This window comes from Paenisporosarcina sp. TG-14 (assembly GCF_000297555.1).
In the GTDB taxonomy this organism is placed as follows: Bacteria; Bacillota; Bacilli; order Bacillales_A; family Planococcaceae; genus Paenisporosarcina; species Paenisporosarcina antarctica.
This window is the reverse complement of record NZ_AMGD01000001.1, coordinates 23,326-39,316: the sequence shown is the minus strand read 5'-3', so window position 1 is coordinate 39,316 and position 15,991 is coordinate 23,326. Positions and strand designations below refer to the sequence as shown.

The following is a 15,991-nucleotide window of genomic DNA, read 5'->3' as shown; positions in this document are numbered from 1 at the left end:
CAAAGGGGTGTAGGGATGTTATTTGCAATTATTGTTCTAAGTGTTGTGTTGGTTGTCCTTTTGACAGCAGTATTAAAGGTTCACCCGTTTTTATCATTATTGATAGGTGCTTTCTTTATCGGGATTACAGCTGGAATGCCTTTAGCCGAAGTGGTCCAAAGCGTAAACGATGGATTTGGCGGTTTGATGTCAGGCATCGGGATCGTAATTGTTGCCGGTACGATCATCGGAGTTATCTTAGAAAAATCTGGAGCGGCATACCGAATGGCCGAAGTCGTCTTGCGTATCATTGGGGAAAAACGTCCTCAATTGGCAATGTCCATCATCGGGTTTATCGTTTCAATCCCTGTATTTTGTGATTCAGGATTCATTATTTTATCTAGTTTAAAAAAGGCGTTAGCAAAACGAGCAAAAGTTGCAATTGCCTCGATGTCCGTGGCTCTTGCTACTGGTTTATATGCAACGCATACCTTAGTTCCTCCAACTCCTGGCCCAATCGCAGCGGCAGGAAATATCGGAGCGGAAAACTTCTTAGGAACTATTATCTTAATCGGTTTGGTTGTAGCAATTCCAGCAGTTATTGTGGGTTATTTATGGGCTGTTAAAGTGGCTTCTAAAATTGAAGTACCGGAGGATTTGGAAGAAGGCGGACTTGATTACGATGATATTGTAAAATCGTTTGGTAAAATGCCTTCGACGTTTAAAGCATTTTTGCCGATTGTCCTTCCAATTGTATTGATTGCAGCAGGGTCAATTGCCAAGCTTTCAGGTTTTGAGAATGGCATTGTTAATCTATTGACGTTCTTAGGTGCTCCAGCAGTTGCATTATTATTCGGTGTTTTTGCAGCATTCTTATTACTACCTAAATTTAATGAAGAAACCATGACTGGCTGGATCGGTGAAGGTTTGGTAGCTGCGGCACCAATCTTGCTTATTACCGGTGCAGGTGGTGCATTTGGAAAAGTGATAGCTAATTCTGGTGTTGCCGATCTCATCTCAAGCATGAACATGGATGCTTTAGCTGGAGGAGCTTTATTCTTATTGGTACCATTCGGCATAGCTGCGGCCTTGAAAACTGCTCAGGGATCATCGACTGCGGCATTGGTCATTACATCTACACTAGTTGCTCCACTATTGCCATCGCTTGGTATTGAAGGCGCAGTTCCACTTGCACTTGTCGTCATGGCAATTGGCGCTGGAGCTATGACAGTAAGCCATGTGAATGATAGTTTTTTCTGGGTAGTAAAAGAATTCAGTGGTATGAAGATAAAAGATGCTTACAAAGCTCAAACAATGGCCACTCTTTTACAAGGTGTTACGACTATTAGTGTGACAATGATTTTATGGATAATTTTAGTTTAATATTGATTTAAGAGTATGAAGGTATTATAACGGTCTTTCTGATCATCGGTTACCTCGGTGGCGGAAAGGCCATTTTAAATTCGCGCCTCAGCAATGATGAATACAGCGATTAAAATGGGAGCATTTTGCCAAAGTAGTGGATTGTTCAAAGTTCTTCAGGGTTACATAGCTTTTAAATTCAGCATGGGTGGCACCTTTATAAGCTGAGTTAAATATATGCCGTTCGAAACTGTATAGGTGATTAAAGAAGCAACCTAAACTAATTCTTCGATTTAGTAAGAGTCAAATAATGCCCTCCTAATTGATAGGTTGGCATTTATCTCGTGCAGTTATTACTTCGTCATCATCTCTTTCAGTTTACCCAAAGTGCGTTCCGTTGGTGTATATTAAAATAGATTTTATTCATTAGAAAGTCTCCCGTCTGATTTGATATCTTTTAGTACACCGGGGATATGAAACCAGAAAAAACCCCCAATGAGGTCACTTTTTTTAAGTGTCCATCATTCGGGGGTCAGTTCATATGCCTATTCTAAAACCTCTTAAGTCTATAATCTGAAGACAAGGGAATACCCTACTATCTTTTTTATCATTAACTTATTCATGCTTAAAGTTCCTGTCTCACTAAAATGCTACACTTTAACATCCTGTATTTTTTTTGCCTGTTCCAAATAATTGATACGACCGGTGGCCAATCGAGTCAGTCGGCTCTGATATAACATTAAAGCTACTCCGATACACGCAGAAATTGTCAAGAATGCCATGGTTCCTACATAGGTAAAGAAATTTTCTCCGAACGTCAGGGCTAATTTCACTAAGTAAGGCAAGAAAATCATATGAGTCAGATAGATGAAAAATGAAAAATTGCTGATCATGATCAACGTCTGACTGCTGAGCTTGAATTTGCGAATGACCGCCACCATCAAAAAGAAAAAGCTGACGGCATAAAGCAGCATATCGTAGCGTTCACTGGAAATTCTTGTATAGTCCAACACTTTGTAATTGTACATGATCATTGCAAATGATAACCCGGTGGCTAAAGCCGGCAACCATATTTTCGCTGTCAGGAATTCAACAAGCTTATCATAATATTGGCCGATGTAAAATGCTGTGACGAAATAGAACAACCAAACGAAAATATGTGTTTTGTACCACAATGGGTAGTATTCTAAGATCAAATTATTATAGGATTCAATATGGACAGAGCCATAAACATGGCTGAAAGAAATAATAAATGATAAAATAATTGGTCCGATCGGGTTTATACGCGCTAAATATTTCCCAATGAGCCAGTGCAAGATGTAAAATTGGAAAATAACGAGAACGAAAAATCCATACCATTCTCCTAAGATTACCTTTTTAAATGCAACTTCGAGGAAAGAGGACAAGTCTACTCTATTTGAGCCTCGATAGCTTACAATCAGTCCGATTAAAATATATGGTAGTAGGATGAGCTTAATGCGTTTCTCAAAAAACCCTTTTTTTAATGAACCTGGATAATTCCTTGAAAGAAGGGTCTCAGATAACAAGATGAAAATTGGAGTAGAACAAAGCAAAGCAAATCGAATATAAATAATGTACTGCTCGTATGCAATAATATCCACTTCTACATTGCGTAAATAGTTTGAGATAGAATGTGTAACAACTATGGCTATGCACATCAGCGCTCTGATGAGATTAATTTCAATTAAATTTTTCATACTGATTCTCCATTTTGAAAAGTCGGTTATTCGAGACTCTTATTTTATGGTGTTAATAAAAGCTTAAAGCTTTTAACATTATTACAGTATAAGGTTTCTGTTTCCTGTTGTCCACTGTTTCCTATATTGACAGGGTTTTCAGAAATGATAGTATAAGGTATTGCAATGATAAAATTGTTCGGGAGATTGAATATCAATGAAAATAAAACGAGTTTTAAACAGACTAAAAAAAATGCTCGTTAAACGAGTAGAATTAAAGAAGCACGAATTTGATGGGCAAGAACTGGTCTTCTATTTTCAGTTGTCAAATTTCTTCGTCTTGAAGAAACAAATCAAGGCTGAATTTCTAGTCGGCGAGGAAGTTCATACGCTGCCTTCCAAAGTGACCCAGAATAATCAACTCACAGTTCGTATTCCTCAAAATTCACTGTCGATTGTTGATACTACAAGTACTGTTACGATTAAAATTAATGGCAAAACATCCTGGATCACAAAACATCCTGACTACGAGGACGGGGATTTCCAAGATAGCATATTGTTTGGCAATAAATATTTAACAACGCAAGTCAAAAAGAATATTAAAGTGACCAACCGGTTTGCTGACTTTTTCTTCATGGAAAAAACGATAGGTGCTTCCGTTTCTTCTGCTCAATATGATACGCTGACGCTGAAGTTTGATAAACCAGTTCCTTTAAAGGAAGAAGAAGTTGAATTGTACGCTTTTAATAACCGGCAGTTCCGTATTCTTTCAGGTGTCTTAGATAGCAGCAGACAAACCGCAGTCATCCAGAATTTCCAAGGGATGAGTGCTGGTTTATGGCGCTTATTTATCAATATTGATAAGAAACTGTATCCTTTAAGCTCTTCTTTTGATGCAAAACAAAGCTTTGAATCCTATCATCATAAAGTGGTTGCGCTTAATCGCTATTCTAGTTTCTGCCTGGAGATGGAGCCGCATACTCTGAAGCTGAATGCAATTTCCATCTCGAAAACCGAGGACCGTATTTTCCGCCTGTCATTCACTGTAGTAGAGGCGAAACCTGGCACTTCTTATTCTTTATTAGTTGACGAACCAAAAAGCGGTCTTGTGAAACTATATGATTTAGAAAAGCAGGCAAACTCGTTTACAGCTGATCTGCCTGCCGACGAATTGCTAGAAAATCTTTTTGTTAAACGGTTCTTCATCGTTGAGCAAAGCGATGAGCCAAAAGTTTTCCGGTTCAGTTTTGAAAGAGAACTGCTAGCTTCTTCTGATACTTTCTATAAGGTCGTTTTTAATTCCCAATTTATTAAAATAAAATTTTACCAACGCAAGGATTTGTCACTTGGGGTTTCTTTGACCTCATCGAAATTAAAAAAGTCTATCCATTCAATCGGAGACTTCCAAATTGATGGTAAAATTGCATCAATCGAGGAATTTATTGAGTCAACTGCCTATTTACTATTTGAAGACCGCTTTTCTCTGGAATCCGTTCAAGTCCAGATTGCTGGTGAATTTAATGTGAATCTAAGTAATTTAGATTTACTCGGCATCAAGAGTAAGGATAAGACAGTGTTGGACGTTTTCGTTATAATTGAAAATGTTGATGGCATTGTCATTCGGAAAGAAAAAATCCGTTATGTGCATGCGCATTACAAAAAAGATAATTTCTACAGCCATAAGAAATTCTACGACGCTGAAAATAATGAACATCATTTCATGATTACTACAACGCCGTACAATAATGTGAAAATCGAGACTTTTACCATCAAGAACCATATCCAGCTGCCAGCAAACTTGGATGCTAAAGATGAAAATGTCTGGCTTGTAGGCGAAAGAACAAATACCGCCCAAGACAATGGCATCGTATTCTTCCAATGGCTGCAAAAAAATACAGATATAGAAGCTTATTATGTCATCGAGGAAGACAGCTCAGATTATGAGGGAATCAAACACAATCCAAACGTTGTGGCTTTCGGATCGGATAAGCATTTTGAAATCGCCTTTAAAGCAAAAGTGCTGCTGTGTACACATGATTTTGAAAACATTCTTCCCTATAAACCTGCAAAAGGATTTTTGGGCTATGAGAATACAGTTAAAGTCTTCCTTCAGCACGGAGTACTTGGACGTAAAAATGTGGAATATCATAAAAAGAATTACGATATGCCTTTTGATTTATTCATTGTCAGCAGTGAACCTGAAAAACAGGTTATTGTAATGGATGAAATGGGCTATGATGATTCAGAAGTCGCAGTAACCGGCTTAGCTCGTTTTGACAATTTAGTACAGCAAAATAAGCCGAAAAACATCCTTTTAATGCCCACATGGCGCGATTGGATCAATACAGATGAGCAATTCCTGAACAGCGAATATTTCCTTTCTTACACTAATCTGATCCAGAACACTAAGCTTCTCGGTCTGTTGGAAGAATATAATGTAAACTTGAACTTCTATCCCCATTACCGGGCACAGAATTATTTCCAAAACGAGGTTGATCAGCTTCACGAAAAAATCAAGTTCATCCCTCTAGGCTCACAGACGGTTCAACAATTATTGATTGACCATGCATTATTGATCACCGATTACAGCAGTGTCAGCTTCGATTTTACTTTATTAAGCAAGCCGGTAGTGTATTACCATTTTGACGTTGACCGTTTTTTCCGCAAAGGAATTTTGCGGCCAGTTGAAGAAACATTCATTGGCGGAATCGGAACTCATGAAGAAGAACTCGTAACAATTATCGAAGAGCGAATTAAGAATGATTTTGCGAATTTCGATTATGACATCACCGGTATCATTAAACATACTGATCAAAATAATTGCCACCGAACGTTTAACGAAGTTAAAAAACTGTTAAAACCATCTACAGAGTATCCAATGTCTTAAAATAAAAAGTTTGAACTGAACCCAAAATGGTACATATTTTAAAATGTGCCTTCCCTTTGGGTTTTTGTCCGTTTTAAGGGTGTAGATCTACTGTGTCGGAATGTGTCGGAAACAGTTCAGTTTATACACGACTATTGAGTATGAAAAAAGCCGTTACTAGGAATCACAAAGATTCTTGGCAGCGGCTTTCGTATGTATATAGGGAAGGTTAATATTTGATGATGGCCCTTTTACTGTAAGGTCTTTAATGAAAGTTATAGAATCATAATCGGTATAAATATTTTCATTAGAATCTTTGATAATTTTATTATCTTCACTCTTATCGGCTTATATTTCTGAAGTCCATTCGTGAGTACATTCTGACCAAACAAAAAGACTACCATCTTCGTATGTGTATTCAGAATTAGATTTTGGACAATTTGACAAATCAATCTTCTATATTTTCCTCCTCATTTGAAAACAGCCATCAATACTAAACCTCCACCTTGCCTTATTCAGTATAAGAAATATTCAAACATTTCCAGCTCCAATAACCAAATAACACTATCCGGATGGATGAAACAATGATTAAATATACGCCCTAAATGGGAAATAAAATATTCTATACCAGAATAATACTATTCTTATTCCTTGTTTTCTTGAAGTAAGACAACATGTCTAAACAATACTAAAAAATGATCACACTTTGTCTAAGAAAATTAAAGCGTTTTCAAAGTACAATTTTTATAGATTATTCTGAAGATTCTCTTAAATAAAGTAATTTAATAGAATTTTTGGTATAGTTTATAAACTAACTTTTTTATTTGATTGAAAGATAGATGGTTTTATTGGAATAGAAAGGAAGATTATATGAATGTGAAAACAGGAAATGAGACTTATTTACGTGACCGGGAAGCTGTAATTAATTTAACAAGAGAGCTTGTCCAGATTCCTAGTGTTTATAGAGAAGATGATCCCAATGGAAATGAAACTAAAGTAGCTCTTTTCGTTGCACAATATTTAAGAGATATCGGAATTGACACATATGTTGAGGAAGTAGTACCTGGAAGACCAAACGTCATTGGCGTGATAGATTCGAAAAAACCAGGAAAAACACTTCTTTTTGAAGGTCATACAGATGTAGTGACTGAAGGCGACAGCTATGCTTGGAAATTCGATCCTTTCAGTGCTCATATAGAAGATGGACGGATGTATGGCAGAGGCACAAATGACACAAAAGGCAATTTGGCTTGCATGATTACAGCAGTTCATTCACTTCTACGAGATAAAGAAGAGTTTAAAGGGAAAATTATTCTTTGTATTCCCGTAGATGAAGAAGGATTGATGCTTGGGATAAAACATTTCATTAAGCAAGGTTGGGCCGATGGAGTTGACGGAGCAATTATTTGTGAACCGGAAGAGAATAATGTCTGTATTGCACAACGAGGAGCTATGCGAATAAAAGTTGATGTTTATGGAAAGATGGCACACGGTGCAATCTCTTGGAGTGGCATAAATCCCAACTATCAAATAGCAAGGCTTATAGTAGAGCTTGAAAAACTTGAGAAGGAAGAGCAAGGTAGATTGGGTAAAGATCCTTTCTTAAAGTGGCCATCTATTTCACCAACCATTTTAAAATCACCCGTTAAGGGAGATGCACAAATAAATGTCATCCCAGATCAGTGCATGATGACTCTCGATGTTAGGACCGTTCCTAAGCAGGATCATGATGAACTATTAGAAAAGATATACGAAATTATTGAGCGTTTAAAGGAACAAGACCCAAACTTTAAAGCTGTGTTGACGGTAATAGAAAACAGACCTTCAACATTTACACCCAAGGAAGATCCCGTTGTACAAGCGATATATGAATCAGTTGAATTCGTTACTGGGAAGCCAGCTATTTATAATGGGGTGCCAGGAGCGACTGATGGTACCTATCTTCACCTGCATGGTATCCCTATAGTCACTATTGGAGCGGGAGATCGGGAGATACCTCATCAAATTAATGAGTATGTTGACATAGAAGAATTAGCGGTAACAACAGCAATATTTAGAGATGCCGCTTTACGATTTTTAAATAGTAAGGGGAGTAAGTAGATGACAGAGTATAACATTGCAGTTATTCCAGGAGATGGAATCGGTATTGAAGTAATGAAAGAAGCTTTGAAGGTGTTGTCCGTTCTTGAAGCAAAAGAACAAGACTTTGTTCTTCGTGTAGAAAACTTCCCATGGAGTTCAGATTATTATTTAGAACACGGTAGAATGATGCCTGAGGATGGGCTGGAAGTTTTACAAAAATTCCAGGCAATATTATTCGGAGCTATTGGAGATGCACGGGTACCAGATGATGTAACGGTTTGGGAATTAATTATGCCAATTCGAAAACAATTTCAACAATATGTTAATTTCCGTCCAGTAAAATCTTTGCCTGGTATTGAATCGCCTTTAAGCAAAGGTGAAGATATAGATTTTGTAATATTCCGTGAAAACTCAGAAGGTGAATATTCCAACAGTGGGGGCCGAATGTTTGATTCTCAACTAACAGAACTATCACTCCAAAATACGATTATGACCCGTGCTGGAATTGAAAGAATCACAAAAGCTGCATGTGAATATGCAGTGAAAAATGACAGAAAGAAAATAACAAGTGCAACGAAATCAAACGCCATAATCTTTTCTATGAAGCTATGGGATGAGCATGTAAAGCGGACTCTATTAGAGTATCCTGACCTACAGCTCGAATCTTATTATATAGATGCTCTAGTCGCTTATTTCGTTCAAAGACCTCAGACATTCGAGGTTGTTGTTGCGTCCAACTTGTTCGGAGATATCTTATCTGATCTTGGCTCTGGAATAGTTGGAGGACTTGGGCTCTCTCCTTCGGCCAACATTAACCCTGAAAAGGACTTTCCTTCCATGTTTGAACCAGTACACGGGTCAGCTCCAGATATTGCCGGGAGAAGTATAGCAAACCCAATTGCTCAAATTTGGTCAGCAGCATTAATGTTGGACCACTTAGGAAGAGAAGATCTTTCAAAGAAAATAGTAAAAGCAATTGAGGAAGTGCTTTTCCAAGGGAAAGTAAGAACAGCCGATATTGGTGGAAGTGCAACGACTGAACAAATGGGATCAGCAATTGTAGAAAAATTAAAGGAACAATATGCTACTGAGAAAGTTGGGACTGAAATTCATGGAATTAAATAATAAAGTAATTATAGTAACAGGTGCAGGTGGTGGAATGGGTAAAGCAATCGTTTCTCAACTGTTAGAAGAAGGTGCTTTTGTTGTTGGAATAGATTTATCTGTTAGTTCATTAGAAACCATTAATCATGAAAGATTTGTTGCAAAGAAAGCCAATATTTTAGATGAACAGGAAATTGCTAAAATTTTCTTGGATACGAATAATGAACAAGGTAAAATTGACGGTTTAGTGAATGCAGTTGGTATTGCGCAAAAGCAATCTTCAATAGAAGACGTTTCATTGGAACAATGGACAAGGCTTATGAATATTAATGCCACTAGTTTATTCATTACTGTTAAAGAAGCAGCAAAGTATATGAAACCAAACCGCCACGGATCCATTGTCACTATTGCATCAATTGCAGTTGTTAGACCGAGACCAGGTCTACAATCGTATATCGCTTCAAAAGGTGCAGCAGAAAGCTTTTCAAGAGCTATGGCTATTGAATTAGCACCCCATTTGATAAGGGTAAATACGATTCATCCTGGTCCAGCTGATACGCAAATGCTTGGTCAATTTGTTGGAGGCGATACAGACTTCACAACAATGAAAGACGAGGTATTCAAAAAAAGCGTCCCTCTAGGTGAGTTAATTAAACCTGAAGATGTTTCAAACGCTGTTGTTTACTTGGTTTCAGACCGTGCAAAAGTAGTCACTGGTGCAACGTTACATGTTGATGGTGGAAGAGGTCTTTAGTATGAAAGGAATGATTATATGATACGAATACCGATGCTAATAAATGGGGAATGGGTTGGCGACGATAATCACGAATGGTTGCCTGTTTTCAATCCATCAAATGGCGAGCAACTCGCAGAAATAGTAAAAGGGACTAAAAATCATGTAGATGAAGCTGTAACTGCTGCAAATATCGCCTTCGAAAGTGATGAATGGAAAAAAGTAAAGCCTTTTGAACGCGGACAACTACTTATCAGTTTTGCTAATTTTATTCGGGAAAACGCAGAAGAGTGGAGTAAATGGGAATGTGAAGATGTAGGGAAACCAATTTCTCAAGCTCGTGCAGATGTGGAAGCCGCAGCAAGATATTTCGAATTTTATGGAGGAGCTGCAGATAAGGTCATGGGAAGTACTATCCCTATTGAAGAAGGGATATTAAATGTAACTGTCCTTGAACCACTTGGAGTGACAGCTCATATAGTTCCATGGAATTATCCACTCCAAATCATTTCAAGAAGTGTTGCTGCCGCAATTGCTACCGGTAATGCAGTTATCGTAAAAAGTGCAGAAGATACACCAATGACCGCACATGCAATTGCGAAATGGTTTTCTACAAGTGATTTCCCTAAAGGCATATTCCAGCACGTTACAGGGTTAGGTGCAGATGTTGGTGCTCCTTTAGCAGGACACCCTGACATTGAACACGTAACCTTTACTGGTTCTGTTCCTACAGGAATTGCGGTTATGAAAGCAGCAGCGGCTAACGTTGTAACTGTAACCTTAGAACTAGGTGGAAAATCTCCAAATATAGTATTTGCTGATGCATCAGTGGAAAAATCAACAGAAGCAGTAGTTAGAGCAATTATTCAAAATGCAGGGCAAACTTGTTCGGCTGGTTCAAGGTTACTAATAGAGGCAAAATATAAAGATGAATTCTTAAGCAAACTTACCGCTAAATTTAATGCCTTAACAATTGGTCCGGGTTCAAGTGACCCAGATATCGGACCAATATTAAATGAAAAACAGTTCAATCAAATTATGAACAAAATTGAAGAAGCAAAATCAGTAGGAAAGATTATATGCGGGGGGGAAGCAGTTACTATCGAAGGTTCTGAAGGTGGGTACTATATTAAACCTACTATTATAGATGGATTAGATCATAATCATTCATTAGCTCAAGAAGAAATCTTTGGTCCAGTATTAACTGTTTTTACCTTTAAAGATGTTGAAGAAGCAATCCAACTAGCGAATGGTACGGATTATGGACTTGTTACAGGAATTTGGACTGAAAATATTAATGTTGCACATTATGTCGCATCTAAAGTGAAATCGGGACAAGTATTTATTAATAACTACGGTGCAGCAGGCGGAATTCAAATGCCATTTGGCGGTTATAAAAAAAGTGGTATTGGAAGAGAAAAAGGCTTTGTTGCTTTAAATAACTATACTCAAATTAAGAATATAGCAGTTAAATTTAGTATTTAAAGTAAAAGAGGTGAACTTATGCAAAGTCCACAAGTAAATAAAGAACCTTCTACCAAAGCTCTTGAAAACCAATTATTAGAGGTTAATGGTTTAAAAACAAATTTTTATATAGGAAAAGGAAAAGTTGTCCAAGCAGTTGATGATGTAAGTTTTTCTATTCAAAAAGGTGAAACTGTTGCTTTAGTTGGAGAATCTGGGAGTGGAAAGAGCATAACATCGTTATCAATTATTAGGCTAATCCCAAGTCCTCCAGGGAAAATTGTAGAGGGTTCAATTCGCCTTGAAGGAAAAGAATTGCTAACTCTCTCAGAGGACGAAATGTGTAAAGTACGTGGAAATGATATTGGGATGATTTTTCAAGAACCTATGACTTCATTGGATCCAGTATTTACTATTGGAAATCAAATAGCTGAATCTTTAATGAAACATAAAAAACTAAAAAAAAGAGAAGCTTATAAAGAAGCCATTGAATTATTAAAAATAGTAGGTTTTGCTAGAGCTGAGGAAGTAATAAATGAATATCCTCATCAATTGTCCGGGGGTATGAGACAAAGAGTAATGATTGCGATTGCGATGTCTTGTAATCCTAAACTCCTTATTGCAGACGAGCCAACTACAGCGCTTGATGTAACAGTTCAAGCTCAAATACTTAATTTGATGGTTGAAATGAAAGATAAGTTCCAGTCTTCAATTTTACTCATCACACATGATATGGGTGTTGTAGCGGAAGTAGCCGATCGTGTTCTAGTTATGTATGGAGGACAAATCGTTGAAGAAGCACCTGTTAGAGATTTATTCATCGACACAATGCATCCATACACTACTGCTTTATTAAAATCTATCCCAAGTATTGATGTTGATTTAAAAAGACTAGATTCGATACTCGGTACTGCTCCACCTGCTCACGATTTTCCAAAAGGCTGTAGGTTTGCTTCAAGATGTAAACATGTTATGGAAAAGTGTCTTGAAGAAAATCCTAATCTAGTAGAGATCAATCCAAATCATAAAGTTAGGTGTCATCTTTATGAGCACCAAGGAGGTCTTTAAAGTGAATGAACGGGATAAGCTTCTAGAAATTAAGAATTTGAAGAAATACTTTCCAATTAAAGCTATTCCATTTAAAAGTAAAGCCAGTCAGGTTAAAGCAGTTGATGGCGTTAGTTTTGATGTTTTCAAAGGTGAAACATTAGGTATTGTAGGCGAATCTGGTTCTGGGAAATCAACCTTGGGACGAACAATTCTTCGTTTATTAGAACCTACTGATGGAGAAATCATTTTTGAAGGGAATAACCTTGAAAAATTAAATAATCGTCAATTGAATGGTTACCGCAAACATATGCAAATGGTTTTCCAGGACCCTTTTGCTTCACTAAACCCAAGGATGCGTGTAAAGGATCTGGTAGGTGAACCTTTAGCTTTACAAAAGACTTTATCTAAAGCAGAACAAGCTAGACAAGTTTTAGACATTGTTGAAAAAGTGGGTTTAACTAAATCATCTTTAAGTAAATTTCCACACGAATTTTCAGGAGGTCAAAGACAACGAATAGGAATAGCAAGAGTCTTATCGATGAATCCCAAGCTTATAATTGCTGACGAACCAGTGTCAGCACTGGATGTTTCTGTTCAATCACAGGTATTGAACCTAATGATGGATCTCCAGGATGAGTTTAAACTGACGTATTTATTTATTTCTCATGATTTGAGTGTCGTAAAACACATTAGTGATCGTGTAGGTGTTATGTACTTAGGCAGAATTGTAGAAATTGGCCCAAAAAGTAATATTTATGTCAATCCTCTGCATCCATATACACAAGCGCTTTTATCATCAATTCCCATAGCTAATTTCGACGTCAAAAAAGAGAAAATTCAATTAGAAGGTGAACCACCTAGCCCTTCAAATCCACCTCCTGGTTGTACTTTCCATACACGATGTCCACATGCATTTGACCGTTGTAAAATCGAACGACCAGAACTTGTGGAACAATCAAATGGGCAGTATGTTGCTTGTCATCTATATAATGCCGTGACAATAAACAATGAGACTTCAAAAAATGATAAGAATAAAATTCTTGTAGTGCAATCATGAAAAAGGAGAATTATTTATGAATTTCGGCAATATTACAGACGTCCCTGGTATAAAGGTTGGCAATATTGAAAACCTTGAGGCGTTAACGGGTTGCACGATTATTCTCACAGAAGAAGGTGCAACTTGTGGTGTTGATGTTCGTGGGTCAGCTCCAGGTACTCGTGAAACTGAATTACTAGACCCTATTAACCTGATTGATAAAGTACATGCAATATGCTTGTCGGGAGGGAGTGCATATGGTTTAGATTCTGCTTCTGGCGTTATGCAATATCTTGAGGAACAAGGAAAAGGTTATGACGTAGGTGTAGCAAAAGTACCAATTGTTCCTGCTGCAGTACTATTTGACCTTACTATTGGAAGTCCAATGATTCGACCCGATAAACAGATGGGCTATTTGGCTGCTCAACAAGCCAAAAAGGGTCCTTTCCATTCCGGTAATGTAGGTGCTGGTTGTGGGGCAACGGTCGGTAAAATGACTGGACCCGAAAATTGTATGAAAGGTGGTTTAGGTAGCGTATCAATTGAATTTGGTGATGGCCTAGTAATTGGAGCATTAGTTGCAGTTAATGCTGTTGGTGATGTAAGGGATCCATTAACGCGAGAAATATTAGCTGGACCTATTGATCCTGAAACAGGAGAACTAGTAGATAGTCTTGTATTTTTACAAGAAAATGTTACAAGTAATGTTTTACCTGGCACAAATACTACAATCGGTATTGTTGCAGTTAACGCCAAAATGACTAAAGCAGAATTAAAAAAAGTTGCACAAATCACTCAAAATGCTCTAGCCAGAACCATTTTCCCAGTGCATACCATGAATGATGGTGACACAATTTTTGCTGTTGCTACTGGTGGAGATACGTACCCAGTTGATTTTATTGGAAATATGGCCGCTAAAGCTATGGAAGAAGCCATAATAGTTGCTATCAAAGAAGCAGATGAGGTGGCTGGAGCTCCAAGTTATAAGAGCAGGAATGAGAGATAACAGAAGCACTGACAACCTGTATTAAAATAGTGTAAATAATAAATTGGGGGCAATTTTATGAAAAAGAACAGAAGATGGTTGATGTTTTTTTCAATGATGGTTGTATGTGTTCTAATAATCAGTGCATGTTCTAGTGATAATGGAGGGAATACTGATGATGCATCTGGAGAAGATGTGAAAGATGAAAGGAAAGAAATAAAAGTAAGGATTAATAGCGATCCTGATTTTCTTGATCCACATTTAGCAACTGCATCTATTTCTTTCCAAATGATATTAAACATGTTTGAGGGATTACTATCTCCTAACACAGACGGTTCACTCAAACCAGCCATAGCTGAAAGTTTTGAACTATCCGATGATGGACTAACATATACGTTTAATATACGCGACAATGTTACCTTTCATAATGGAGAGCCAGTCACAGTTGAAGACATTCAGTATACATTTGATCGGTTAATGGGAACTACCTCTGGTGAGCCTCTCTCATCAAATTTTGATAAAGTTGCATCATTAGGAGCTCCGGATGACGATACTTTTGTGATTACACTCACAGAGCCTAATTCAAACTTTTTATATTCTTTAACAGCTTTAGAAGCTGCAATTGTACCAGAGAGTAATGATGATAAACACAATGAAAATCCAATTGGAACTGGACCATTTAAGTTTGTTAGTTATAGTCCAGGTGTAGATCTTGTTTTAGAGAAAAATGAAGAATATTGGAATGAAGAATTACCACATTTAAACAAGGTTACTTTCGCATTTCAATCTGATGATCAGTCAGCATTAATGGCCTTGCAGGCGGATGAATATGACTTAACGAGTGTTCCAGCTCATCGAATTTCAGAAGTGGAAAATGATTTTAAATTAGAGTATCAACAAAATAATTCTTCTTTAATTATTACCTTTAATGAAGAAAATAAGCCTTTTGATGATGTGAAAGTACGACAAGCGGTAAACCATGCTCTTAGCAAAAGTGATATTATCGATTCTGTGTACTCGGGTTATGCTACAGAATTAGGTTCAAATATGAGCCCCGCAATGGACAAATTTTATCTAGATGGGTTACAGACTACCTATGCCAACGATATTGAAAAAGGAAAAGAATTGCTAGCTGAAGCAGGTTATCCGGACGGCTTTAAAACAAAAATAACAGTCTCTTCACATAATGTTATGTATACTAACGTTGCTCAAGTTGCAGTAGAAAACTTAAAACAAATTGGTATTGACGTTGAAATCGAAGTAGTCGAATGGGGCATTTGGTTGGACCGTGTATACAAAGGGAGAGACTATGAGATGACTGCAATAGATTTAACGGGTAGACCATCAGCATATGATATCCTAAACGATTATATTTCGACTAATGATGCTGAAAACTTCTTTAAATTTAAAAATGAAGAATTTGATAAAATTATGTCAGATGTTTTATTAGAGGCAGATGTTGATAAACAAGTTGAACTGTATCAACGTGCACAAGAAATATTAGCTGAAGAGGCAGCAGCTGTTTATATTGCAGATTATCAAGTGGTATGGGCTATGGATTCAGCGTTAGAAGGCTTTAATATGTATCCATTCTTTTTCCTAGACATGTCTGAATTGAGATTCACTGAATAGA

General features: G+C 37.3%; 11 protein-coding genes and 1 pseudogene. 10 read left to right on the top strand and 2 right to left on the bottom strand.

The genetic code is table 11. From position 1 onward, the window contains the following. Positions 1 to 15 precede the first annotated feature (15 nt). Positions 16 to 1,362 carry a GntP family permease gene (locus tag C406_RS0100165; protein WP_017378555.1) on the top strand — a complete coding sequence of 449 codons (1,347 nt, stop codon included), beginning with the start codon at positions 16 to 18 and terminating at the stop codon, positions 1,360 to 1,362. 629 nt (positions 1,363 to 1,991) lie between these two features. Here the strand turns inward: C406_RS0100165 and C406_RS0100160 are convergent. Then, positions 1,992 to 3,059 carry an acyltransferase family protein gene (locus C406_RS0100160; protein ID WP_017378554.1) on the bottom strand — a complete coding sequence of 356 codons (1,068 nt, stop codon included), beginning with the start codon at positions 3,057 to 3,059 and terminating at the stop codon, positions 1,992 to 1,994. A 196-nt stretch (positions 3,060 to 3,255) separates the two neighbouring features. Between C406_RS0100160 and C406_RS0100155 the strand changes: the two genes are divergently transcribed. Then, positions 3,256 to 5,925 carry a CDP-glycerol glycerophosphotransferase family protein gene (locus C406_RS0100155; RefSeq protein ID WP_017378553.1) on the top strand — a complete coding sequence of 890 codons (2,670 nt, stop codon included), beginning with the start codon at positions 3,256 to 3,258 and terminating at the stop codon, positions 5,923 to 5,925. A 204-nt stretch (positions 5,926 to 6,129) separates the two neighbouring features. Here the strand turns inward: C406_RS0100155 and C406_RS19995 are convergent. Then, positions 6,130 to 6,357, bottom strand: a pseudogene (locus tag C406_RS19995) (PhnA domain-containing protein); the annotation flags it as partial. A 417-nt stretch (positions 6,358 to 6,774) separates the two neighbouring features. Here C406_RS19995 and C406_RS0100145 point away from each other — a divergent pair. The 8 genes from C406_RS0100145 to C406_RS0100110 are packed head-to-tail and all read left to right on the top strand — an operon-like array spanning position 6,775 to position 15,990. Next, positions 6,775 to 8,004: a M20 family metallopeptidase gene (locus C406_RS0100145; protein WP_017378551.1), complete on the top strand. Its 1,230-nt coding sequence runs from the start codon at positions 6,775 to 6,777 to the stop codon at positions 8,002 to 8,004. Continuing rightward, positions 8,005 to 9,111, top strand: coding sequence for a tartrate dehydrogenase (locus tag C406_RS0100140; RefSeq protein WP_017378550.1), 1,107 nt, complete (start codon positions 8,005 to 8,007; stop codon positions 9,109 to 9,111). After that, complete coding sequence (locus tag C406_RS0100135; protein ID WP_017378549.1) at positions 9,098 to 9,844, top strand: SDR family NAD(P)-dependent oxidoreductase; 747 nt, start codon at positions 9,098 to 9,100, stop codon at positions 9,842 to 9,844. The genes C406_RS0100140 and C406_RS0100135 overlap by 14 nt, the downstream gene beginning before the upstream one ends. Before the next feature lie 18 nt (positions 9,845 to 9,862). After that, positions 9,863 to 11,308, top strand: a complete 1,446-nt coding sequence (locus tag C406_RS0100130) for an aldehyde dehydrogenase family protein (protein ID WP_017378548.1) — start codon at positions 9,863 to 9,865, stop codon at positions 11,306 to 11,308. Between the two features lie 18 nt (positions 11,309 to 11,326). Beyond that, positions 11,327 to 12,355, top strand: coding sequence for an ABC transporter ATP-binding protein (locus C406_RS0100125; protein WP_017378547.1), 1,029 nt, complete (start codon positions 11,327 to 11,329; stop codon positions 12,353 to 12,355). Position 12,356: 1 nt separating this feature from the next. Then, positions 12,357 to 13,394: an ABC transporter ATP-binding protein gene (locus C406_RS0100120; RefSeq protein ID WP_017378546.1), complete on the top strand. Its 1,038-nt coding sequence runs from the start codon at positions 12,357 to 12,359 to the stop codon at positions 13,392 to 13,394. A gap of 16 nt (positions 13,395 to 13,410) precedes the next feature. After that, complete coding sequence (locus C406_RS0100115) at positions 13,411 to 14,379, top strand: P1 family peptidase (RefSeq protein WP_017378545.1); 969 nt, start codon at positions 13,411 to 13,413, stop codon at positions 14,377 to 14,379. 57 nt (positions 14,380 to 14,436) lie between these two features. Next, positions 14,437 to 15,990, top strand: a complete 1,554-nt coding sequence (locus C406_RS0100110) for an ABC transporter substrate-binding protein (protein WP_017378544.1) — start codon at positions 14,437 to 14,439, stop codon at positions 15,988 to 15,990. The last annotated feature ends 1 nt before the right edge of the window (position 15,991 follow it).